Below are 21552 nucleotides of genomic sequence, written 5' to 3' on the forward strand. Positions count from 1 at the left end.
TACCCCCATCATAACGTGACTTCCCTGATTCTGAGTTCGGCAATTCTACCGAAAAACAGGGGTTTTGCCCAGTGGTTGGGGGCTTGAGGGCGATACAATGAAAGCGGATTTGCTTTAACTTCATATCATGACTCCTGAACTGTCTTTACACCAACTGGCTGATTTACTGGGAACAACTTGTACTTCTTCTGAGAATATTCTCTCACAAAAAATAAATAACGTGGTGACGGATAGCCGCACCCTCAAGGCGGGGGATTTGTTTGTTGCCTTGCGGGGAGAGCGTTTTGATGGTCATGATTTTTTAGCGACGGCGGAACAGGCTGGGGCGAGGGCGGCGGTGATTGCCCAGGGGGTGGACTGGGGGGGAAAACTCCCGGTGTTGCCTGTGGCGGATACGCTGGCGGCTTATCAGAGGATTGGGCGGTGGTGGCGGGAACAGTTTACCCTCCCGGTGATTGGGCTAACGGGCTCTGTGGGCAAAACGACGACTAAGGAGTTGCTGGCGGCGGTGTTGGGGACTCGGGGGGAGGTTTTGAAGACGGAGAAAAACTATAACAATGAAATTGGGGTGCCGAAAACGTTGTTAGGCTTGACAAATAACCATGATTATGCAGTGGTGGAAATGGCGATGCGGGGGCGGGGTCAAATTGCGGAGTTAACGGAAATTGCTCGGCCGACCATTGGGGTAATTACCAACGTGGGGACGGCACATATTGGCTTGTTGGGGTCGGAACAGGCGATCGCAGAAGCCAAATGTGAGTTACTAGCGACCATGCCGAAAACCAGTGTAGCGGTGCTAAATGCCGACAATGAGCGGTTGATGAAAACGGCGGCGCAGGTCTGGCAGGGGGAAACGGTGACCTATGGGCTGAGGGGGGGCGATGTGCGGGGAATTGTCCGGGAGGGAAGATTAGAGGTGGAGGGGATGCGCTTACCCTTACCGTTGCCGGGGGAACACAATGCCTCGAATTTTTTGGCCGCGTTGACGGTGGCGAAGGTGTTAGGGGTGGATTGGACTCCCTTACAGGGGGGTTTAGTGGTGGAGTTACCGGGAGGCCGGGCGAAGCGCTACGATTTGCCCGGAGGGGTGACGGTGTTAGATGAGACATACAACGCGGGCTATGAGTCGATGATTGCGGCGTTGCGGTTATTGAAGGAAACCCCCGGAGCCCGTCATATTGCGGTATTGGGGACAATGAAGGAGTTAGGGGAGCAATCGACCGCTCTCCATCGGGGGGTAGGGGAAATGGTACAAGACTTAAAGCTAGATCATCTCTTGGTTTTGGTGGATGATCCCGAGGCAGAAGCGATCGCCCAGGCCGCCCCCCAAATCCCTCAGCAGCGCTACACCACCCACGCTGAACTGTTAAGTGCCCTCAAAAATTTATTACAACCGGGGGACACGGTATTATTCAAGGCCTCTAATTCGGTGGGCTTAAGTCAAGTGGTGCAATTAATCATTGAAAATTGAGTATGAGGGCTTACTGTTGGGGGAGAGAGTCGGGAATCGGGAATCGGGAATAATTCTTAATTTCTAGTCTCCCCCTCTCCCCCTCTCCCCCGCTCCCCCGCTCCCTTCAACGCATACAAGCTTGAATCGCCCCCTCTAACTCCCCTTGACTTAACTCCGTGACAAAAAACACCTCTTGGACCGTTTTCCCTTGACGAGCAATGACCTTGTAACCCCCACGAATGGGAACCGACACCCGCAACTTGAGCGCGGGGGCGTGACCTTTAGAACGACTAATCACCCCCGGGGTTACAGTGTTGATCCCTTCCCAATCGACTAACCGCTCTAGAATGGGGATTAAGCCGGGGATGTGGGTGGAATGGTTCCAGACTAGACGACCGGAAGATTTACCCATTAGGCGGCCTCCAGAGGGGCCATTGTTAATCCCGCTCGACTTAACTGTTGGTGGTAGAGTTCGGCCGGTTCTTGGGGACCGACCCAGACGATAGCTTGTCCCTCAAAATGGACTTGTTCGGTCAAACTCCAAGCGCGATCGCTCGTCATGCCCGGAATATACTTCATGAGGCACTCTGCAACGTGCTGAAAGGTATTAAAATCATCGTTTAGCACAATTACTTTATAGTTCGGGTAAGGTTTACGGGCAACTTGGCTCGATTGGGTTGGGCTGACAGTGGGGCTAGTAGTCATAGGCGTGACTGCTCTAAAAACTCCTCTTAGTGGTAATAGTACGGCTTAATTTAGGGCAAAAGACATCGGGAACAGAATCACAACGCAACAGTCTAGAGGGGGAATTAGCCCCCAATCCTTAGAGGATTAAAGAGTAACTTTCCTCGTTAACCCTTGAAACCCGCCGAAAATCCTGATCCCCTTCCTAGGGTCTATTTCCCTTTTCTTATATATCCTCTATTCTTTTTAACAATTTCTTTATCTTTTCGCTACCCACCCCTCTCATAACCCCAGTTTTTCAACCGATGCGTTTTTCCCTCTCATCCCCCCTCTCATGGTGTAAAATCCTCGCTCTACCCGCCAGTATTCTGCTTTGGCAGGGCTTGAGCGCTCCGGTTGAGTCCACCCCACCCCGTAGCCCGGATCAGACCGTAGACTGCGAAATTTTGGTCATTGGGGGCGGATTAGCGGGGGCGGCGACGGCCTATGAAAGCTTACTGGCCGGGCGGACTGTTTGCATGACCGAAATTACCGACTGGGTGGGGGGACAAATCTCCTCCCAAGGCACCTCGGCACTGGATGAAAAAAACAAACAGCGATCGCGCCTTTTTTTCCCCCGAGGCTACAATAACTTTCGGCAACGGGTAGAACGGAAATATGGTCGCCTCAATCCCGGTGAGTGCTGGGTCAGTCTTTCCTGCTTCCTACCCCTTGATGCTCATCAACTGCTCACCGCTCAACTGCGCGCTGCTGAACGACGGGGAAGAGGTACATTGAAATGGTTTCCCAACACCGTCATCAAAGACCTGGCCTATAACGAAGCGGGAAATCAGATTACCCGTGCGATCGCCATACAACACCGCCGGGTCACCAACACCCCACCCCTCAACAGCGAACCCCTCTCCCAAATCATCGAAGACACCTACACCTACGAAAACTCCCCCCGTCTCGATAAAACCATCCTGCACTTTATCCCCCAAACCCTCAAAAAGCCCGGCCCCGCCGATTGGTACGTCATCGATGCCACCGAAACCGGAGAAATCATCGCCCTCGCCGATGTTCCCTACCGCGTCGGCATTGACCCCCTTTCCCCCGACGAACCCTCCTCCAGCAGCATCACCGGAGATCCCTACTGTACCCAAGGGTTTACCTACACCTTCGCCATGGAAAAAATGGCCGAACCCCAAACCTACGAGATCCCCGACTTTTACCCCCGTTACGCCCCTTACTACAGTTACGAACTCCCCCGCTTCGCCAATGTAGACCTCCTCTTCACCTATCGTCGCATTTGGAGCCCCACCACCGGAGAACCCGCCAGCTTCGGCGGCATCCGTTGGAGCGCCGTCACCCCCGGCGATATTTCCATGCAGAACTGGACCTGGGGCAACGACTACCGCCCCGGCACCTCCCGAGATAACCTAATCTTGACCCGAGAACAGTTAGCCGCCACCGGACAACTGAGCGAGGGAGGCTGGTTAGGCGGCCTGCGCACCGAAACCCTCAGACGAGGGGAAGAACACGCCATTGGCTTCTTTTATTGGCTCGTCATCGGAACCACCGACTCCCAACTAGGAGATGGGGTAAAAGAACCGGACCCCACCCATCGTTACCTCACCGGATTAACCTCCCCCATGGGAACCGTTCACGGCCTCTCGAAATACCCCTACATTCGGGAAGGACGGCGGATTATTGGTCGCCCCATGTTAGGTCATCCCCAAGGCTTCACCGTCAGTGAGCTAGATATTTCCGCCCGGAACTACCGGGATGAGTATTACCGGGAAAACCTGCCCCCCGAAATGTATCGGGTTTTGTGGACTAGACTTGCTGGCCTTGAAGGAGTTGCCGCCATAGAAGGGATTCTTCCCATTGACCAAATTTCCCGGCGCACCCGTTCCACCATTTACCCCGACGCGGTAGGCATTTCCCACTACAACATTGACTTTCACCCCTGCATGGCCGAATATCCCCCAGAAGCACCGGGCAATCGGGAACGAGAAGGCACCCGCCAAGGTCAAGGCACTACTTACCCCGCCCAAATCCCCTTACGGGCGATGATTCCCCAAAAATTAGATAATTTCCTGGTTGCTGGGAAAAGCATCGCCACCAGCCACACCGCCGCCGCCGCCTATCGGGTGCATTCTTTTGAATGGTCTGTGGGGGCGGCGGCCGCCGCTACCGTGGATGTTGCGCTCAGTGAGGGGGTGTTCCCCTATCAAATGGTGGCAACTCTGCCCCGTTCTAACCCGATGTTGCGTTTCCTACAATCCCGGTTAGCGAGTCAAGGGAATCCTACAGCTTTTCCGGATACGTCAATTTTCAATTTGGATTGGGATGGTTGGCGTTGACGCTCTCCGTATCAGTCCGGGAATCGGGAGTCGGGAAGAAGTAGAGTTATTCAGCAAGCCCTAGCTAAAAATGCCACAATGGAAGAAAGGCAGTTTTTGCAACTGCTAGGTCGTCTTATTGTGGAGGAACGGATGATGTTTTCTCGTCATGTCCGTTATGGGTTAGGTTGGTCTGTGTTGTTGTTGGTCGGAAGTTTACCCGTTTTAGCACAACAGGCCAATTTTGCCCCCTTACATTTAGCCCGAGAGGGGGAACAGATCAGTGGTCAAGTGACAGGCAGCACTGGCGGGGCGTTTTCCTTGGCGAATATTGCTCCACGCGATCGCCACGGCAACCCATGTTTAGGTTTTGGTTCCCCCACTCCCGATCATCTGATGATTTTAGAAGAAAATCTAGACCGTTTGACCTTAACGGTTCATAGTGGGGGCAAGGATACAACCCTTGTGATTCAAGGCCCCAATAACACGATACGCTGTGGCGATGATGGCGGTTCAGGAGAGGATGCGAGTGTACAAGATACAAACTGGGAAGCCGGAACTTATCAGGTTTGGGTGGGATCTTTTGAAGCTAGCCAGCGTTGGCGTTATCGTTTAGTGGCCAGTGAGTGACGTAGCACTTGGGAACGGGGAACAGGGAACAGGGGTGAGGTAATAGGTAATAAGTCTTAATTCCTTGTCTCCCTCTCTCCCCCTCCCCCCGACTCCCTAGGGCGCAAGCATTGCGCCCCTACACCGATTCCCGATTCCCGATTCCCCAACTCTCGGACTGATTCAGCAAGCCCTAATTAAGCTCCTCCCTCAACCCGTATTACGCATTCCCGCAGCAATCCCGTTAATGGTCAGTAAGGCACCCCGTAACAACTCTTCCTTGCTGTAACGGTAGTGAATCACTCCCGTGGGACCTTGACGGTTGTATTCCCGCAGGCGTTTCAACAAGGAGGTTTGTAAGAAGCCCAAGGGAACAATATTCCCGTTGCGCAACTGTACCGACCGTTGGAGTTCTAAATCGCCATCTAACAATTGTTGATGACCCGTAATGGTGAGAATAATCCGTTTCGCCCGTTGATATTCCTCGGAAATTTGGTCAAATAAACGGTTAAACCGCTCTAAATCCTCCGGTGCCGAGAGTTGACTGACGTAGTGATGTGCCATTTGCAAATCGACTTTCGCGAGGGTCATTTCTGCTTTAGAAATCACCATCTTAAAGAACGGCCATTTTAAGTAAAAATAGCGCAGTAATTTGAGGTTTTCTTCCGGTTCTTCATCAAGGAAACTTTGTAAGGCAGACCCCACCCCATACCAAGCGGGCAAGAGAAAACGGCTTTGAGTCCAGCTAAACACCCAAGGAATCGCCCGTAAACTACTGAGGTCTTTTTTCCCGGACTTTCGACGGGCCGGACGAGAACTAATCTGTAACATACTGATTTCTTGAATGGGGGTGACAGACATAAAGAAATCAATAAAGTCCGGTTGTTCGTAAATCAGCGCCCGGTAACATTCCCGCGATCGCGCCGCGAATTCCTCCATAATCTGGTTCCAGGGTTCAATATCATCAAACCCACTGCCCAATAAACTGGCTTGAATCACGGCTGTAGAAGCGGTTTCTAGGTGATAGAGTGCCAATTCCGGTAAGGAATATTTAGATGCCAACACTTCCCCCTGTTCCGTAATCTTAATCCGTCCCTCAATGGTGGCGTTGGGTTGGGCGAGAATGGCCTCATAAGCGGGTCCCCCACCTCGACCAACGGATCCCCCCCGACCGTGGAAAATGCGCAGGGCAAACCCGTATTCATTGGCTAGCTTTTGTAGGGCTTTTTGGGCTTTGTGAATCTCCCAGTTACTGCTGAGGAAACCGGAGTCCTTGTTACTGTCGGAGTAGCCTAACATCACTTCCTGTAAGGGTTGGGAGTGGGGCCGAGGGGAGAAGGGATGATCCGTGGGGGAACTTTCAAAGGTTTTGAGGGCTTCATACCCCCCCACTAAGGCCGCGCGGTAGAGGTCTAGTTCAAAGAGCGATCGCATAATTCCGGGCGCTCGTTGCAAATCATCCACTGTCTCGAACAACGGCACTATTTTTAGGCTACTCTTCCCGGTCGCGGGATCATACAGTCCGGCTTCTTGGGCGAGTAACAACACTTCCAACACATCACTGGCATCATTGCTCATGCTAATGACATAGGTTTGGCAAATTTGCGACCCGAACTCTTTTTGTAAACGACGCACCACCCGGAAGGTTTCTACAGTTTCTTGAGTCCGTTGGGAGAACGGCATTTCTGGGGGCGTGAGGGGGCGACGGGTCAAAAGTTCCGCCGCTAACCACTCCTGACGTTCTACCTCGGTTAATTCCTCATAGGGTTTTGGCAAAATCTGCAAATACTCAGCAATCTCGTTAATCGCTTCCGCGTGACGAGGAGACTCTTGGCGAATATCCAAGTGAGCCAGATAGAAGCCGTAAATTTCTACTTGGGCAATTAACCGTTCTAAATCCCGACAACCTAGCCCGGTTTCCTGCATATTGCGCTGAATCAGGCGCAATTCGGCTAGAAATTCCTCCCCAGAATAGTAAATGGTGCGGGGATTAATTTCCTCTAGGGCTTGCATTTGGTAAAAGTCAGCATTGGCCAGACTACGATTGCGATCGCGAGTATTTTCTAATCGCTTTTGAATATAAGCCAGTTTCAAGCGATAGGGTTCCTGACGGTAGCGAATCGCCAACTCCTCATAAACATCCCCCAAATGAGCGCGATCCTGTTCTAATGAGTCCAACAGTTCCGGTAACACATTGCTCCAGTGCAAGGACAAACTCAAAATATTGCTTAACTCTTCAATGGACTGCAAATATTTCCCCAGCACTAAATCCCGTTGATAACAGGCCGTTGACCAAGTAACTTGGGGTGTCACGGAGGGGTTGCCATCCCGATCGGAGCCCACCCAAGAGCCAAAATAACAGAACTTGTTTTGGGGAGGGCGTAAATGGGGAAACGTACTTTTCAGGGCTTGTTGCAAGCGTTCTGAGAGTTCCGGGATGGTTTCAAATAACACTTCTTGGAAGTAGTGCAGGGTGTAATCCACCTCGTCTAACACCGTGGGTTTAAATTGGTGCAGTTCATCAGTCCGCCACCAAAGGCGAATTTCCTCATACAGTTGCTCAATGGCTGTCTCTGCTTCCCAAGAATTATCAAACCCCACCCCCCGAAAAGCCTCCTCTGCCCGGTCGAGTTGACGCAAAATAGTAGAAACCCGGCGCTGTTTGCGTCGGATGGTGTGCCGGACAATTTCCGTCGGGTGTGCCGTAAAAACTAAACGAATATCTAAATTATCAATCAGACGCTGGATCTTTTGGGGGGGCATATTCTGGCGATACAGATAGGAGAATAGCCACTGGAATGTACCCGCTTTTTGAGGAGTGGGATCGGTATCCTGCCAACTCCGTTCGAGTTGTTCCCAACCCACAGGACTTGATTTTTCCTCGGAATCTCCTGCTTTACCCTTATCGCTAGAGGTTTTAGTCTCTTTGACCTTTTGTTGTAGCCCTTTATAAGTCGCACTGCGGGAGAGTCGCTGTTCCCGTTGTTCGTAGTGTTGTTCAAGGATGTTAATTAATTGGAAATACAGCGCAAAAGCCCGGGCAGCACGAATCGCTTCGTTGAGGTCAAGACGTTCAACCAATTTCAGGACGGCCGATTGATCTAAATTCGTGGTTTGTCCTTCGGGGGAACACATCGTACGCAGTTGACGCAACAGACTGACTAATTCTGTTCCACACTCCGACTCTAACACCGACTCCCATAAATCCTCAATCAGTTTGAGGCGATGACGCAAAAGCAGCATTGACGAGGAGGGGACGGTTAATGCTGGGTCAGACGATTGGAGAAGCGAACTCATAATGGTGTTCTGGTCTTATAACATCAATCTAATTTATGATTTTACGGTGTTGTGGCGCGTCTGGGTCGATTTTGAAGGTGATCCTTTAAGGTTTGCAGACAATTTTGGGGTGTGGGGTGTGGGGTGTCGGGAAATTAAGAATTATTTCCTATGGCCTCCAGCACTAATCCCTAATCCCTCTTCCCCCCTATTCCCTATTCCCCCTTCTCTCTCTGGTGCTGATGTTCAGGGAAGGGGAGAACCGGAAGGCGATCGCCTCGAAACACCTCCTCCCCCACTTCTCCGAGATCCTGTAGGCGTTGCAGCACTTCACCCATTACCACCACTCCCAACAAAAGGGGAAGCACCCCAGCACTTACTAACCATTCCGGAGCTATCCAAGTATCCTGTTGTTTCACGGTTTCTTACCCTAAAAAACTAAAGATTCTCTTCAGATTCAAAAAAATCCTAACAATATCAAGCGTTTAAGCTATTTTAACCCGGATATTTTACCCGTCATCCCTCATCGTTTAATCATTCCTCAGATGTTAATACCCCACTTTGCCATTTTCTGGTAAAGTGGGGAGATGAAAAATCGAATCGCCTTCGTTTTTTCTTTCTAAATTAAGGGTTTTGAGCGTTAGCGGCTGCCTAGAGATGTAACCACCGGGGCCACTGCGCTTTTTGTTTGGGTATTTTGAGTTTGGGTGTTTTGAGTTTGGGTATTTTGAGTTTGGGTATTTTGAGTTTGGGTATTTTGAGTTTGGGAGCTTTGTACTTGAGAACTCGACCCTTGAGACACCCTCACTGGAGTACTGGAATTATTCTGTGGTGCTATTAGACGTAAACTGGGAAAGAGAAAATGATTTTCTTCCACATATTGCGCTCCGAATAGCCCTTTTTCCGCCCAGAAATAACGATCTGTGGTATGCTCGTTTCGCTTAACAATTAATAACGCCGGAGGGGTTATCCCTTCTGAAGCAATATACTTGCGTGCGGCTGTTACGGGTTTATCTTCACCACTTTCTAGGTTATACTGAGGGACTAGCTCCAGAATCTTGCGTCCTTCTTGGCGACGACGACTTTTGCGCTTACGTTTTCTTGCCAATCTGCTTACCTCCTATTCTGGTTAACCTGTGTTGTTTTAACACCTGTTTTGCTTTAACACCTGTGTTGCTTTAACACCCATCTAGGCCTAACACCTGTTTTGGTTTAAGACCCGTTTCGGCTAACATATTATGTAATAATAGTTACAAAAGCCGTGCCTAGTATATCTGCTTTGGGCAAAAAAATCAAGGGTTTCAGGGAAAAAGTTTGGGGTGTGTTGAGTCTATTAAAGTATGATAGCTCATTACTTTGGGGTTGATCCCCAAAAATGGCAGATTCTTACGAAAAATTTATAGTCCTATAATTTGTAGTGGTCATCCGTTTTGAACCGACCCTCCCTTCTGCAACCAATCTCAAAGGCCGTGTTTTGGGTATTCTTGGCCGGGTGAAATTCAATCTCCCCTAGTAATATGTCTCTTTCTGGCAGTCGTGAATTTGTTAACCTGTGTCAAGCTCAACTGGCACTTTTAGCCCAGAGCTTTGATGTAGTGTCCTGTGCGGTGTATTTGACAGAACAGTGGGTGGAGGGTATTAACCCCAAATTAGTTCAGGTGGTGGTGTACCCCGAGGGTGCTACAGCGAAACCTGTACCCAATCCTTCTAGAATGCCCCAGAAGCCCCAATCCCAGATTTCCGCAAAGAACCTTTTGCTGCCTGCGGGGGTCTTCCTGAGCGAGCTAGCCCCTTCTCAGCCCACCTCATCTAGGGCTTTGGTGAAGTCGTCTATAGCTTTCCCCCTGACAGGACAGCAACAGATTGTTTTGCCGTTACTACACAACAATGAGGTGTTAGGGGTATTAGTGACGCGACGGGAAGAGGAGGGATGGAGTGAGACGGAATTATCCCAACTGGAGAAAGTCGCGCAGACCTTAGCCATTGCTTGTTTTTTAGATCGTCAGTCCCGAGGAGTTCATGAGCAATTAGACCAGCGTCTGCGCTACATGGGAGAACAAACGGATCGTCTTGATGATCTGCTCCATCAGATTCGCAATCCCATGACGGCTTTAAGGACGTTCAGTAAATTATTGCTGAAACGCTTTTTACCCGAGGATCGCAACTATAAAATTGCTCAAAGTATTGTCCGAGAAAGCGATCGCCTGCAAGAGTTATTACAGGGCTTAGAACAGTATGGGAAGGAGCTAGAAACCCAACTTACCCCCACGCAAAAAGTCCTCCGGGCCGAGTCTTCCCGTCCCGTTTCCCTCCTACCGGGGGCGAGGTTAGAATTAGCTCCGGTGCAGCTATTGGAGATTCTCGACCCCCTTGTATTATCGGCTAGTGCGATCGCCCAAGAGAAAAACCTACAATGGTTTACCCACCTCCCCCCCCATCTCCCGCCCATTCTAGCCGATGGCAAAGCCCTGCGGGAAGTATTGAGTAACCTACTGGATAATGCCCTGAAATACACCCTCAAGGGCGGTGTAGCCGTAGAAGCAGGCTTAACCGAGATTACCCCCCAAGGCACTTATCAGGGGGTCGCCATTCATGATACAGGATTAGGAATTCCCCCCCTAGACCAAGGACAAATTTTCCAACGGCACTATCGGGGAGTACAAGCAGAGGGAAAAATTCCAGGCACCGGATTAGGTCTAGCCATTGTGAAAGAACTGCTCGACCAAATGCAGGGTAAAATTGAGGTCATCAGTCCTCGTCAGCCTAACCCCCATCTCGGACTGCAACCTCCCTCTGCCACCCAACCGGGAACCAGTGTGATTCTTTGGTTGCCCTTGTTTAATTCTGCCCCATCTCGGAATGACTGACTCTCAGATTGCCCTGTTGTTAATTGACCCTGACCCTATTTTTCGCCTAGGGTTAGCCACGGCTTTAGCCTCAGAAGCCGATTTAGAGGTGATAGGACAAATTGACCCATCCCAAGGATTAGACGCGCTCCGTGACCTCCTAGCCCCCAATCCTGACGCTTCCCAACAGGTCTGGGTGCTGATTTTTGACTTAAACTTAGAAGAGGGTCAGGGGGTGAATGATTGGTTAAACGCCTTCAGCCAACAGGAACGAGGGGCCACCTTGTTTTTATCGCGCTATCAAGAACCGCAACTGCTCCAAGTCCTGCAACAACGGGGGATTAGCGGCTATTTGCCTAAAGGGAGTGCGATCGCCCAAATTACCGACACCATCCGCCAACTCGCCACCGGAACCCCCCACTGGCCCAACCTTTCCCCCCAACCTCCCGCCCTTCCCACCCCCCAAAAACCCCCCCGTTGGTTATATAATCTCCGTTCCTCCGGCTTAAGGCAAATTGAAAACACCCTCAACCAAGTCAGTCAACAACTGAACCGGGAAAATCTCCCCGCTTGGGATTGGTTTTTCTGGCAAGGGCGACAACGGGAACTCAAAACCGCTCGCTGGTTAGTGAATCAACTGCTCCCCGTTGAAATTGTGATGCAGCCCTCCCTACCCCCGGAGCCCCCCCAAACCGCCGATAATCACCCCATCCCCCTCAACGATGCCCCCGGAGCTCTCACCCCAGCCCCCAGTTTATTAGATCAATTCTTACAAAAACTCGCCTTTGGTTTACAAAATTCTACAGCGATTTGCTTAGAATTAGAAATCTTGAAACGAGAGAAACAACAAGAACTGATCTATCGTGTCGTGAAGCAATTAGAAGAAATTCTAGAAGATTTAGAATTGTTAAAAGTTACCCCAAACGAGTTAGCCAACCAAAAGGGCTTAATCTTACGAGAACTCTGGCAAAAATCCGCCCTTTCCTTCTTGAGTCCCTACATTAGCGAGTGGAACAATCGCCCTTTATTTGATTGTATTGTTCAGAATACCCCCGCCATTGAAGAGAACTGTTTAGGTCGAATTCCCCTAAGTTTAGATTTGCTCTCCTACTTATTATTTGACAGTCCCTTATTAGTGGAAAATGTTCCCTATCGTCCCGAATCTCCCGAAGCCAAAACCCGCGCTAGTCAATTATTAGATCATTTAATTTTACAAGTGGCTAACGGAGTGATGCAGTTCACCCTAAACCAATTTGCCGAACTAGAAAGCTTAAAATATACCCTCTATGAACGCCAATTTCTCTCCTCCCGAGAAATTGCCCGCTTTCGGAATAATTTATCTTGGCGTTACCGTCAGGATAGGTATTTAGAAAACCCGAAAGCTATTTTTGAGAGTCAATATCGCTTATATACCCTAGAGGGAGGCCAGTTAAAAATTACCCCCATTTATGCCCCCCGTTTACAGGAATTAGAACAGTTAGAAGGGATTCCTTGGTTCGTGACCATTATTTTAGAAGGACGGGATGCCGTTGCTCCCCGTGTCCGTGCGGTGGTTTCTTTCCTCGGAAGTGGTGTCGTTTATGTATTAACCCAAGTGATTGGCAAAGGGATTGGGTTAATTGGTCGAGGAATGATTCAAGGGTTAGGAAATGTGGTGCAAGAAACCCGCTATCGACGGGAACGAATGCGGGAATAGGAGAGGAGCAATCTTGACAAGTTAAGACCCAAAGTTAGAAGTTAAGGGAATCGGGAGTCGGTGTAGGGGCGCAATGCTTGCGCCCTAGGGAATCAGGGGGAGGGGGAGAGAGGGAGACAAGGAATTAAGACTTATTACCTATTGCTTCCCGTTCCCCGTTCCCTAAAATAAAAGAGTTTTGGCTATTCACTAGCCACTATTCCCCTGCTCCCCTGCTCCCTATTCCCGAGAAGATGACAGATCACTCATCATACAGGGTTGTAATTGAGTGTCAATCTTGCGAATATGATTGATAAACCAATCTAGTAGATTTTCGTTAACTTTTAAAACAACTAAAAGACTAGGTTCATTATTTTTTAACTCGGCTTGAATTTCTTGTAAGTTCTGGATAAACTTCTGATGAGCATTTTTATTTTGAGAGGCTACAGGACAGTGGTAGCGGTGCATACACTGTTCCTCAAAACCAAAATGCTCGTTCACATAAACACCCAAAAAAGAGACAATCTTTTGTACTTCTGCCTTGCCCTGATTATTGCGCAATGCTTGCACTAATAAATCCATTTGATCAATCAACTGTTTGTGTTGCTGATCAATTTCAGGAATTCCGATCTTCATTGAATCATTCCAAGCTGGCATAATGTCTCATTTGATTAGAAGGGGTATTAAGGAAATCATAAAAATTCCATTCTGTCTTGTGTGGAAATTACAGAAAAATTTAAGATATTTGGCGTAATCTTATATTGGCTATATAGTGATTCAACTTTATTTAAATAAAGTTAATATAAATACTGTAATAGTCGCGGTAAAATAATAGCGCTTCAGTCAAAACATGATCTGAAAACTCGCCAATTGACTCCTTCTCATTCACTGTATCAAGGGTGAAAAAGTGCGAGTTGACTTGAACTGTAGCGTTAATTAACCGGATCAGGATAAAAGCTATGACCATTGCCAATAATATCACCGAATTAGTTGGGAAAACTCCTCTCGTGCGTTTAAATCGTATTCCCCAGGCGGAAGGATGTGTGGCGGAAATTTTGGTGAAATTAGAGGGGATGAACCCCACAGCCTCGGTGAAAGATCGGATCAGTGTGAGTATGATTGAAGCGGCCGAACAGGAGGGATTAATAAAGGCCGGAGAAACGATCCTTGTTGAACCCACTTCTGGGAATACTGGGATTGGTTTAGCAATGGTTGCGGCGGCGAAGGGGTATGCTTTAATCCTCACTATGCCGGAAACCATGAGTTTGGAACGACGAGCGATGTTACAAGCTTATGGCGCTCAGTTGGAATTGACTCCGGGGGGAGAAGGGATGAAAGGAGCCATTCGACGAGCGCAGGAAATTGTGGATACGGTGAGCCATGCTTATATGTTGCAGCAGTTTAATAATGCGGCCAATCCCAAAATCCACGCAGAAACGACGGCTGAGGAGATTTGGCAAGATACGGAGGGGAAGGTGGATCTCATTGTGGCAGGGGTGGGGACTGGGGGAACTATTACTGGAACGGCACAGGTTTTGAAGGAACGGAAACCGGAGTTAAAGGCGATCGCAGTAGAACCCACGAATAGTCCGGTTCTCTCCGGTGGAAACCCCGGCCCCCATAAGATTCAGGGGATTGGTGCAGGGTTTATTCCCCCGGTTTTACAGACGGAATTACTCGATGAGGTGATCACGGTTTCTGATGATGAGGCGATCGCCTATAGTCGTCGTTTAGCGCGAGAAGAAGGCCTCCTCTCCGGAATTTCCAGTGGTGCGGCCTTATCTGCCGCACTCCAACTGGCCAAACGACCGGAAAATGCAGGCAAGTTAATTGTTATGATTCAGCCCAGTTTCGGAGAACGTTATTTAAGCACTCCTTTATTTAAGGATTTACCTACCCCGGAAGTGGTTGATCTTGGGGAATAGGGAGCAGGGGAGAGGGGGAGATGTCTATTCCCTATTACCTATTCCCTATTCCCGACTCTCGGAGTTATTCAGCAAACCCTATTTATCCTATGACAACCCAAAAAAAGCCTTTATGATGCTGATTATAGCTAGTCCTAATGAGATGTGAACTCTGGGCTATTGTCCTATCTGGATTGTAGGCGAGCATTTTTTGCACGACTCAGATAGGCTGGCTATATACCCTTTGGTTATCAACCACAGCCCAGTTATTGAGGAAAAAATCACTCTCTGCCATTGATAAGGATTAAGTACCGTAGGACATACGGGATCTAAAGCTTGGGGAGAGAATGCCAAGACTTTGATAGAAGAAATTCTATTGAAGCAAGCAGTCTCTATGAACAAAGAATCCCCGTCTATGCAAGAGCGGGGAGTGTCAAAAAAGACTATGTTTTAGATGCCGAAAACTTGTTTGTTGTTGATGACAATGATTGAAAATTGGAGTTTGAACCCATAGCCTAGGGGGAATTCGTGAATTCCCTCTACCCCAAACGATTTAGGACTGGCTGGAGATAGCATTTAACGAGAGCGTTGATAAAGAGCCACTAATTCCCCTAAACCATCTACTTCAATTCCCTTGCCAATTGCCGTCATTCCCCAATCTTTTTCTCGCCGTTCTAGCTCGGCTAAAATTAATCCTGTCATCCCTTGATAATCAGAGCCTGACAGATTATAACGGGCTACTTCTTGCTGATTTTTTGAGTTCACTAATCGAACAAAAGCATTCTTAACTTGTCCAAAATCTTGCTTTCTTTCTCGACATTTATAAATATTCACGGTAAAAACTAACTTGACGATTGAATCAGGAACTTTTGTTAAGTTAACTAAAATTTGTTCATCATCTCCCTCTCCTTCTCCGGTCAAATTATCTCCTAAATGAATAATTGCCCCAGAAGAATGTCGCAAATTCGCATAATAAACTAAATCTTGTTTGTTGACAAAACGATCCCCTTGTGCTAAACAAATGACCGAAGCATCTAAATCAAAATCAGGTCGGTTTTGAAAAATGCCTAATAATCCCCCTCCTTGTTGAACATCCCAGCCTAAACCGCACATCACTTGTGTTAAACCGGGAGCTTCTTTTGTTAAAGAAATTCGTTGTCCTTTCTGTAAATTAATTGCCATTTTTGTATTATCCTTTTGTTGGGGTGCAAGGTCTATGCCTAATCTTCAATTTGTGTTATGACGCTAACGAAACCGGGGTTCTCAAAGTGGGGGCGCAATACTTGCGCCCAACTTTAGGTTAATGGTGTTAATCCTGCTAATTCTGCTAATTATAACGATCTAGTAACGCTTGTAATCCTCCTTGATAGCCTTCTCCGACGGCATTCATGCGCCATTCTCCATCCTTTAAATACAATTCAGCAATGATCATGGCTGTTTCAATGGAGTAGTCTTCTGAGAGGTCATAACGCAAGATTTCTTGCTTGGTTTGCACGTCTACTAAACGGACAAAAGCATTTTCAACTTGACCGAAACTTTGCCCCCGTTCTTCTGCTTCATAAATCGTGATTGTAAAGACAATTTTGGCTATCTCGGCGGGGACTTTGCGCAGGTCAATAATAATAGCCTCATCATCTCCTTCTCCGGCTCCGGTGAGGTTATCGCCCATGTGTTTAACCGATTGATCCGGATCTGGACTGGCTAGGTTATTGTAGAAAATGAAATGTTTATCGGAGAGAAGTTTCTCGTTCGAGCCTAATAGGAAGACGGAAGCATCAAGGTCAAAACTTTTGCCTGTGTCGGTGCGTTTTACGTCCCAGCCTAAACCGACGAAGACAGCAACTAAACCGGGGGCGATTTTTTCGAGGGAGACTCGTTGTCCTTTTTTGAGTGAGATTGAGGTCATTTTATGTTGAGTGAATGTACAACAATGAGATTTGACGAAATTGTAAACAAATTAAAGTCTGAACGCTTACAAGGGAGTAGCTTGGACTCCTATCCTGATTGTAACCCTCAAATTCTCAGTCTGGCATCCGTGGATGAAGCAACGGAACATTCTCTCAGCTATGTTGAGGGGGGGAAGTTTCGCCGTTGGGTGAAGGATACGGCGGCAAGTGCTTTGATTTTACCCCTTGATGAAGAATTGCAAAAACAGGCGAGTGAACGGGGGATTGCTTGGATGGCTACGGCTAGTCCTCGTCTATTATTTGCGGAGGCGATCGCACTTTTTTATCAACCTTACCGTCCTAAGCCTCAGATTCACCCCACGGCGGTGATTGATCCCACGGTCAGGTTAGGGCAAGATGTGTCCATTGGGGCCTATGTGGTGATTATGGAAGGGTGTACAGTGGGCGATCGCGTTTGTATTTTCCCCAACAGTGTAATCTACCCCGGTGTAAGCATTGGCGCAGATACCACCATCCATGCTAACTGTACGGTAGAGGAACGAACACAGATCGGTTCTCGTTGTGTTCTCCATAGTGGTTGTTGTGTGGGAGGAGAAGGATTCGGCTTTGTCGTCTCTCCCCAAGGGTGGTTCAAGATGGAACAGGGAGGGATTGTGGTGTTAGAAGATCAGGTTGAGGTGGGGTGTAATACGACCATTGACCGCCCCCCGATGGGAGAAACGCGCATTGGGTTTAATACTAAATTAGATAATTTAGTACAAATTGGTCACGGTTGCAAAATCGGAAGCAATTGTAGTTTATCGGCTCAAGCGGGACTGTCGGGACAGGTGAAGGTAGGAAATCAGGTTATTCTAGCTGGACAGGTAGGAGTGGCTAATCAGGTGACAATCGGGGAGGGTGCGATCGCCACAGCACAATCGGGCCTACATAAAGATGTCCCCCCTCAACAAATTGTCTCAGGCACCCCCGCCATCCCCAATAAACTCTGGTTGAAAATTTCGGCGGTTTACAATCGTTTGCCAGAAATGTATAAGAAACTAAGACAGGTGTAGGGTGCCTCAGCAGGTATTCGCTGAAGCTCCCGGTTTACGTCCCCATTTCCCCCCTAACCTTCCATGCAATTTCAGGAATTAATTACTCAATTAGGTCTAGATCCCAATCAAACCAGTTTAGCCCAGCGCCCGGATCTCAACCCAGAGATTCAGGCCATCTGTTCGGTCTATGAGGCCACCCCGGACTCCTTAAGCTATGTGGAGGGGGTAAAATATGCCCAATGGGTTGAGAAAACGGCCGCTAATAGCCTGATTTTGCCCCCAGATGCCACGTTACAAGAAGGGGCGACCCAACGGGGGATCGCTTGGCTGGCCACCTCAGAACCGCGTTTATACTTTGCCCGGGCGATCGCCTTATTTTATCAACCCTACCGACCGTAACCCGAAATTGACCCCACGACCGTAATTCATCCGAGCGTGGTGTTAGGGGAGTCGGTATATATTGGCAGTCATGTTGTGATTCGTCAGGGGGTGAAAATTGGCGATCGCGCTTGTATTCATCCCAATGTGGTTATCTATCCCGATGTAGAGATTGGGGAAAACACCACGATTCACGCTAACGCCACCCTCCACGAACGAACCCAAATCGGCGCGAACTGTATGATTCACAGTGGGGCTGTCATTGGAGGGGAAGGGTTTGGTTTTGTCCCCTCCGCTCAGGGATGGGTCAAAATGGAACAGTCGGGGCGAGTGGTGTTGGAAGAGGGGGTAGAAGTGGGGAGTAATAGCACGGTAGATCGTCCGGCAGTGGGAGAAACTCGCATTGGTCGCCATACTAAAATCGACAACCTCGTACAAATTGGCCACGGGTCTAAGATTGGGTCAAATACAGTCATTGCAGCCCAGGTCGGCATGGCTGGAGGGGCAAAAGTTGGGAATGGGGTAATCTTGGCGGGTCAGGTGGGGATTGCCAATGAGGCGGAAATTGGGGATGGTGCGATCGCCACCGCCAAGGCAGGTATTCATCACAACATCAAGGCCGGGGAAATTGTTACAGGCATCCCAGCCTTACCCCATAAAGTTTTCCTCAAAGCCAGCGCCGTCTATCAGCATTTACCGGAAATGTACAAGACTTTACGACGCTTAAAGCGGGAATAGGGGAGCAGGGGAGCAGGGGAGAATTAATAATTATTCCCTATTACCTCTTCCCCGACTCCCGACTCCCGACCCCCCTGTTCCTTGTTCCCTTAACGCCATTCACACTTCAACTTTCCTGACGAATGTAGTCCAACCGAAACGCCCACCGACTCATCACCTAATTTGTTTGGCTTCCATTGAAGATGATGCCACGGGTGAACAGTTGCCTATTTTTCAAAATATTAAACGAGTTAAATTCGACAAAAACCTAACCTTTGCTTTGGTGATTTATCAAGAAAATGAGTTAATTATTACTGGACAACATGAAAAAGTGATCATCTGTCGGAATAACGGCGAAATTGAACGGGTCGATACCATGGATTTAGGTTTACCCATTGGATTAACCGATGAGATTAAGGGTTATAATATGGGTAGATTAAGGAGGCTATCTATGTCCATTGCAACAGAATCAACCTTAGAAAAGAAGGTCTGGACAGATGAAGAATTTATGGCATTGCCCCAAGATGGACATCGCTATGAGATTGTCAATGGAGAATTAATTAATATGGGAAATTCAGGGGCATTGCATAGTTATATCTGTACCTTACTGTTAGCGGCTTTAGCAAGTTATAGTTTGTCTCAAAAGTTGGGGATTGTATTAGACTCTAGCACAGCCTTCAAAATGAAAAATGGGAATCGGCGTTCCCCGGATATATCTTTCTTTGCTAAACAACGGCTACAAGGCATGACAGAACTCCCTACGGGTTTTCTGGACGGTGCGCCCGATCTCGTGGTTGAAGTGCTATCTCCCGGTAACACGGTGGAAGAAATACACAACAAACTGGTTGAATATTTCGAGAATAACACTCGTTTAGCGTGGATTATCTATCCGAATGAACATTTTGTGTTAGTTTATCGCTCTGCCGAAGAACCGGATCGTCTCCTGAAATCAGTTGATTCTCTAGAGGGGGAAGAGGTAATCCCCGGATTTTCGTTTCCCGTTGCTGATTTGTTCCAAAAACTCTCATTCTGAACGACCCAATGCTTCCCCCTCTCCCGACTCCCGAACTTATTCAGCAAGCCCTAAATCAAGAGTCCCACCCCTTGAGCCTAGGGAACAAATAGGAGTGCGATAATGGAGCTTTATACCAAATTAAACAAACTTGAGGGCAAAGCGAAGAAACATAGGCAAGAGGGAATAATTATTAATTCCCCGACTCCCGACTCCCGGAAATTTCCCTTCTGCACACCACTCAAATTAACTTGGTATTACCTTTTCCCTATGTCTGATCCTCTCCAATGGAATCCCGAAGAATTGGAACAAGCCCTACAAAGTTTCGGGATGATTCAAGAAGAAATTAACTATCAACAGGCCCAGGATTCTCTACGGCAGTTGGTCAATCAATTAGACCTCACCCCCCAAGAACAAACGGGACTGGAATCCGAAATTGAGCATTTAATGAAAATGCTGGATAAGTTGAATCAGTCCGTGGTGCAGATTGTGGCCTTTGGGATGGTTGGACGGGGGAAGTCGTCGGTTTTAAATGCGTTGTTAGGTCAGCCTGTGTTTGAGGTGGGGCCGCTGCATGGGGTGACGCGCACTATTGATAGTGCAGATTGGCGCGTTGAGTCGGATCAAATTGCTCAGGTGCAACGGGTGGCAATTCCCAGTCAAGGCAACGCCCAAATTCAGTTAATTGATACGCCGGGATTGGATGAGGTGGATGGGGAGACGCGGGAGGCGCTGGCGCGTCGCATTGCGAAACAAGCGGATTTGATTTTGTTTGTCATTGCCGGGGATATGACGAAAGTGGAGTATGAGGCTTTATCCCAATTGCGGGAGGTGGGGAAGCCGATGATTTTGGTGTTTAACAAGATTGATCAGTACCCGGAGGCAGATCGGGAGTTAATTTATCAAACCATTCGAGATCAACGGGTGCGTGAACTCCTGTCTCCCGAGGAGATTGTGATGGTGAGTGCTTCTCCTTTGATTGTGGAACGGGTACAACGTAAGGATGGCACTTGGCAAGTGCAACGGGAACGGGGGGAACCGCAAGTAGAGGCGTTAAAGGTCAAGATTTTGGAGATTCTCCATCGGGAGGGGAAATCCTTGGTGGCGTTGAATACGATGCTTTATGCCGATGAGGTGAACGAGTTGGTGGTGGAGCGAAAAATGGTGATTCGGGAGGAGGCGGCCAATCAGGTGATTTTGCGAGGGGTGATGACCAAGGCGGTGGCGATCGCACTCAATCCCGTCACAGTGCTAGACCTCTTTACAGGTGCGGTGATTGATGTCGCCCTCATTCTCTCCCTCTCCCGTCTCTATGGCCTCCCCATGACCCAACAGGGAGCCCTCCGATTGCTGCAAAAAATCGGCTTGAGCATGGGGGGCATCACCGCCAGTGAATTCCTAGCCACTTTAGGGTTAAGTGGCGTAAAAAGCCTGCTAGGCCTCTCTGCGCCCATTACAGGAGGAGCCAGCCTAGCCCCCTATGTTTCCGTAGCCCTCACTCAAGCCGGTGTAGCAGGAGTTTCCACCTATACCATCGGACAAGTCACAAAAACCTATCTCGCCAACGGAGCCACTTGGGGCCCCGATGGTCCCAAAGCCGTAGTCCAACGGATACTAGAATCCCTTGACCAAGAATCTATTCTGAATCGCATTCGAGGGGAATTAAGAGCAAAACTCAAGGGAGTCGGGAGTCAGGAATAGGGAGTCGGGAGTCGGGAGTCGGGAGTCGGGAA

At 48.7% G+C, this 21552-nt stretch carries 16 protein-coding genes and 3 pseudogenes; 11 read left to right on the plus strand and 8 right to left on the minus strand.

Annotation, left to right across the window (positions count from 1 at the left end; all coding sequences use genetic code 11):
* Positions 1-127 precede the first annotated feature (127 nt).
* On the plus strand, positions 128-1471 hold the full coding sequence (locus SPI9445_RS0114630) for a UDP-N-acetylmuramoyl-tripeptide--D-alanyl-D-alanine ligase (RefSeq protein ID WP_017305512.1): 1344 nt from the start codon (positions 128-130) through the stop codon (positions 1469-1471).
* 106 nt (positions 1472-1577) lie between these two features.
* Here SPI9445_RS0114630 and SPI9445_RS0114635 read toward each other — a convergent pair whose 3' ends face one another.
* Complete coding sequence (locus SPI9445_RS0114635) at positions 1578-1865, minus strand: DUF2103 domain-containing protein (RefSeq protein ID WP_017305513.1); 288 nt, start codon at positions 1863-1865, stop codon at positions 1578-1580.
* Positions 1865-2158, minus strand: a complete 294-nt coding sequence (clpS, locus tag SPI9445_RS0114640) for an ATP-dependent Clp protease adapter ClpS (protein ID WP_017305514.1) — start codon at positions 2156-2158, stop codon at positions 1865-1867. The genes SPI9445_RS0114635 and clpS overlap by 1 nt, the downstream gene beginning before the upstream one ends.
* A gap of 284 nt (positions 2159-2442) precedes the next feature.
* Here clpS and SPI9445_RS0114645 point away from each other — a divergent pair, with 284 nt between their 5' ends.
* Together SPI9445_RS0114645 and SPI9445_RS0114650 are read left to right on the plus strand one after the other, a co-directional pair.
* Positions 2443-4482: an FAD-dependent oxidoreductase gene (locus tag SPI9445_RS0114645; protein ID WP_017305515.1), complete on the plus strand. Its 2040-nt coding sequence runs from the start codon at positions 2443-2445 to the stop codon at positions 4480-4482.
* Between the two features lie 78 nt (positions 4483-4560).
* Complete coding sequence (locus tag SPI9445_RS0114650) at positions 4561-5091, plus strand: hypothetical protein (RefSeq protein WP_017305516.1); 531 nt, start codon at positions 4561-4563, stop codon at positions 5089-5091.
* A 189-nt stretch (positions 5092-5280) separates the two neighbouring features.
* On the opposite strand, the gene ppc is transcribed toward SPI9445_RS0114650, so the two are convergent.
* The 3 genes and pseudogenes from ppc to SPI9445_RS31430 form a co-directional block, all read right to left on the minus strand.
* Entirely contained in the window at positions 5281-8367 is a 3087-nt protein-coding gene (gene ppc, locus SPI9445_RS0114655) for a phosphoenolpyruvate carboxylase (protein ID WP_026079808.1), read from the minus strand.
* A 194-nt stretch (positions 8368-8561) separates the two neighbouring features.
* Positions 8562-8765 (minus strand): hypothetical protein, encoded by a 204-nt coding sequence (locus SPI9445_RS0114660; RefSeq protein ID WP_017305518.1) that lies wholly within the window; start codon positions 8763-8765, stop codon positions 8562-8564.
* A 374-nt stretch (positions 8766-9139) separates the two neighbouring features.
* Positions 9140-9454 (minus strand): annotated as a pseudogene (locus SPI9445_RS31430) (DUF3155 domain-containing protein); the annotation flags it as partial.
* 409 nt (positions 9455-9863) lie between these two features.
* On the opposite strand from SPI9445_RS31430, the gene SPI9445_RS0114670 reads away from it, so the two are divergent.
* Entirely contained in the window at positions 9864-11213 is a 1350-nt protein-coding gene (locus SPI9445_RS0114670) for a sensor histidine kinase (protein ID WP_017305520.1), read from the plus strand.
* Positions 11206-12888 (plus strand): DUF3685 domain-containing protein, encoded by a 1683-nt coding sequence (locus SPI9445_RS0114675; protein WP_017305521.1) that lies wholly within the window; start codon positions 11206-11208, stop codon positions 12886-12888. Before SPI9445_RS0114670 ends, SPI9445_RS0114675 begins: the two co-directional genes overlap by 8 nt.
* A 219-nt stretch (positions 12889-13107) precedes the next feature.
* Here SPI9445_RS0114675 and SPI9445_RS0114680 read toward each other — a convergent pair whose 3' ends face one another.
* Positions 13108-13524 carry a bacteriohemerythrin gene (locus SPI9445_RS0114680; protein WP_052646640.1) on the minus strand — a complete coding sequence of 139 codons (417 nt, stop codon included), beginning with the start codon at positions 13522-13524 and terminating at the stop codon, positions 13108-13110.
* Positions 13525-13826: 302 nt separating this feature from the next.
* Between SPI9445_RS0114680 and cysK the strand changes: the two genes are divergently transcribed.
* Together cysK and SPI9445_RS32150 are read left to right on the plus strand one after the other, a co-directional pair.
* On the plus strand, positions 13827-14792 hold the full coding sequence (gene cysK, locus SPI9445_RS0114690; protein WP_017305524.1) for a cysteine synthase A: 966 nt from the start codon (positions 13827-13829) through the stop codon (positions 14790-14792).
* Positions 14793-15072: 280 nt separating this feature from the next.
* Positions 15073-15225: pseudogene (locus SPI9445_RS32150) on the plus strand (RNA-guided endonuclease TnpB family protein); the annotation flags it as partial.
* A 122-nt stretch (positions 15226-15347) separates the two neighbouring features.
* Here the strand turns inward: SPI9445_RS32150 and SPI9445_RS0114700 are convergent.
* Positions 15348-15953 carry a TerD family protein gene (locus SPI9445_RS0114700; RefSeq protein ID WP_017305526.1) on the minus strand — a complete coding sequence of 202 codons (606 nt, stop codon included), beginning with the start codon at positions 15951-15953 and terminating at the stop codon, positions 15348-15350.
* A gap of 145 nt (positions 15954-16098) precedes the next feature.
* Positions 16099-16677, minus strand: coding sequence for a TerD family protein (locus SPI9445_RS0114705; RefSeq protein WP_017305527.1), 579 nt, complete (start codon positions 16675-16677; stop codon positions 16099-16101).
* Positions 16678-16701: 24 nt separating this feature from the next.
* Here SPI9445_RS0114705 and lpxD (SPI9445_RS0114710) point away from each other — a divergent pair, with 24 nt between their 5' ends.
* From lpxD (SPI9445_RS0114710) to SPI9445_RS0114725, 4 genes and pseudogenes are all read left to right on the plus strand, one after another.
* Positions 16702-17730 (plus strand): UDP-3-O-(3-hydroxymyristoyl)glucosamine N-acyltransferase, encoded by a 1029-nt coding sequence (gene lpxD / locus SPI9445_RS0114710; protein ID WP_017305528.1) that lies wholly within the window; start codon positions 16702-16704, stop codon positions 17728-17730.
* Between the two features lie 63 nt (positions 17731-17793).
* A pseudogene (gene lpxD / locus SPI9445_RS27040) lies at positions 17794-18828 on the plus strand (UDP-3-O-(3-hydroxymyristoyl)glucosamine N-acyltransferase).
* Positions 18829-19258: 430 nt separating this feature from the next.
* The gene (locus SPI9445_RS0114720) at positions 19259-19840 is read left to right on the plus strand and encodes a Uma2 family endonuclease (protein WP_026079811.1); all 582 of its coding nucleotides are present in this window, start codon (positions 19259-19261) and stop codon (positions 19838-19840) included.
* A gap of 249 nt (positions 19841-20089) precedes the next feature.
* Positions 20090-21520, plus strand: coding sequence for a GTP-binding protein (locus SPI9445_RS0114725; protein ID WP_017305532.1), 1431 nt, complete (start codon positions 20090-20092; stop codon positions 21518-21520).
* Positions 21521-21552 lie beyond the last annotated feature (32 nt).

The sequence above is a fragment of the Spirulina subsalsa PCC 9445 genome, from assembly GCF_000314005.1.
GTDB lineage: Bacteria > Cyanobacteriota > Cyanobacteriia > Cyanobacteriales > Spirulinaceae > Spirulina_A > Spirulina_A subsalsa.

What these genes read in the sequence shown, in the direction of transcription:
- SPI9445_RS0114630 (WP_017305512.1), top strand. Translation starts at nt 128, where the DNA reads ATGACTCCTGAACTGTCTTTACACCAACTGGCTGATTTACTGGGAACA.
- SPI9445_RS0114635 (WP_017305513.1), bottom strand. Translation starts at nt 1,865, where the DNA reads ATGGGTAAATCTTCCGGTCGTCTAGTCTGGAACCATTCCACCCACATC.
- clpS (WP_017305514.1), bottom strand. Translation starts at nt 2,158, where the DNA reads ATGACTACTAGCCCCACTGTCAGCCCAACCCAATCGAGCCAAGTTGCC.
- SPI9445_RS0114645 (WP_017305515.1), top strand. Translation starts at nt 2,443, where the DNA reads ATGCGTTTTTCCCTCTCATCCCCCCTCTCATGGTGTAAAATCCTCGCT.
- SPI9445_RS0114650 (WP_017305516.1), top strand. Translation starts at nt 4,561, where the DNA reads ATGGAAGAAAGGCAGTTTTTGCAACTGCTAGGTCGTCTTATTGTGGAG.
- ppc (WP_026079808.1), bottom strand. Translation starts at nt 8,367, where the DNA reads ATGAGTTCGCTTCTCCAATCGTCTGACCCAGCATTAACCGTCCCCTCC.
- SPI9445_RS0114670 (WP_017305520.1), top strand. Translation starts at nt 9,864, where the DNA reads ATGTCTCTTTCTGGCAGTCGTGAATTTGTTAACCTGTGTCAAGCTCAA.
- SPI9445_RS0114675 (WP_017305521.1), top strand. Translation starts at nt 11,206, where the DNA reads ATGACTGACTCTCAGATTGCCCTGTTGTTAATTGACCCTGACCCTATT.
- SPI9445_RS0114680 (WP_052646640.1), bottom strand. Translation starts at nt 13,524, where the DNA reads ATGCCAGCTTGGAATGATTCAATGAAGATCGGAATTCCTGAAATTGAT.
- cysK (WP_017305524.1), top strand. Translation starts at nt 13,827, where the DNA reads ATGACCATTGCCAATAATATCACCGAATTAGTTGGGAAAACTCCTCTC.
- SPI9445_RS0114700 (WP_017305526.1), bottom strand. Translation starts at nt 15,953, where the DNA reads ATGGCAATTAATTTACAGAAAGGACAACGAATTTCTTTAACAAAAGAA.
- SPI9445_RS0114705 (WP_017305527.1), bottom strand. Translation starts at nt 16,677, where the DNA reads ATGACCTCAATCTCACTCAAAAAAGGACAACGAGTCTCCCTCGAAAAA.
- lpxD (WP_017305528.1), top strand. Translation starts at nt 16,702, where the DNA reads ATGAGATTTGACGAAATTGTAAACAAATTAAAGTCTGAACGCTTACAA.
- SPI9445_RS0114720 (WP_026079811.1), top strand. Translation starts at nt 19,259, where the DNA reads ATGTCCATTGCAACAGAATCAACCTTAGAAAAGAAGGTCTGGACAGAT.
- SPI9445_RS0114725 (WP_017305532.1), top strand. Translation starts at nt 20,090, where the DNA reads ATGTCTGATCCTCTCCAATGGAATCCCGAAGAATTGGAACAAGCCCTA.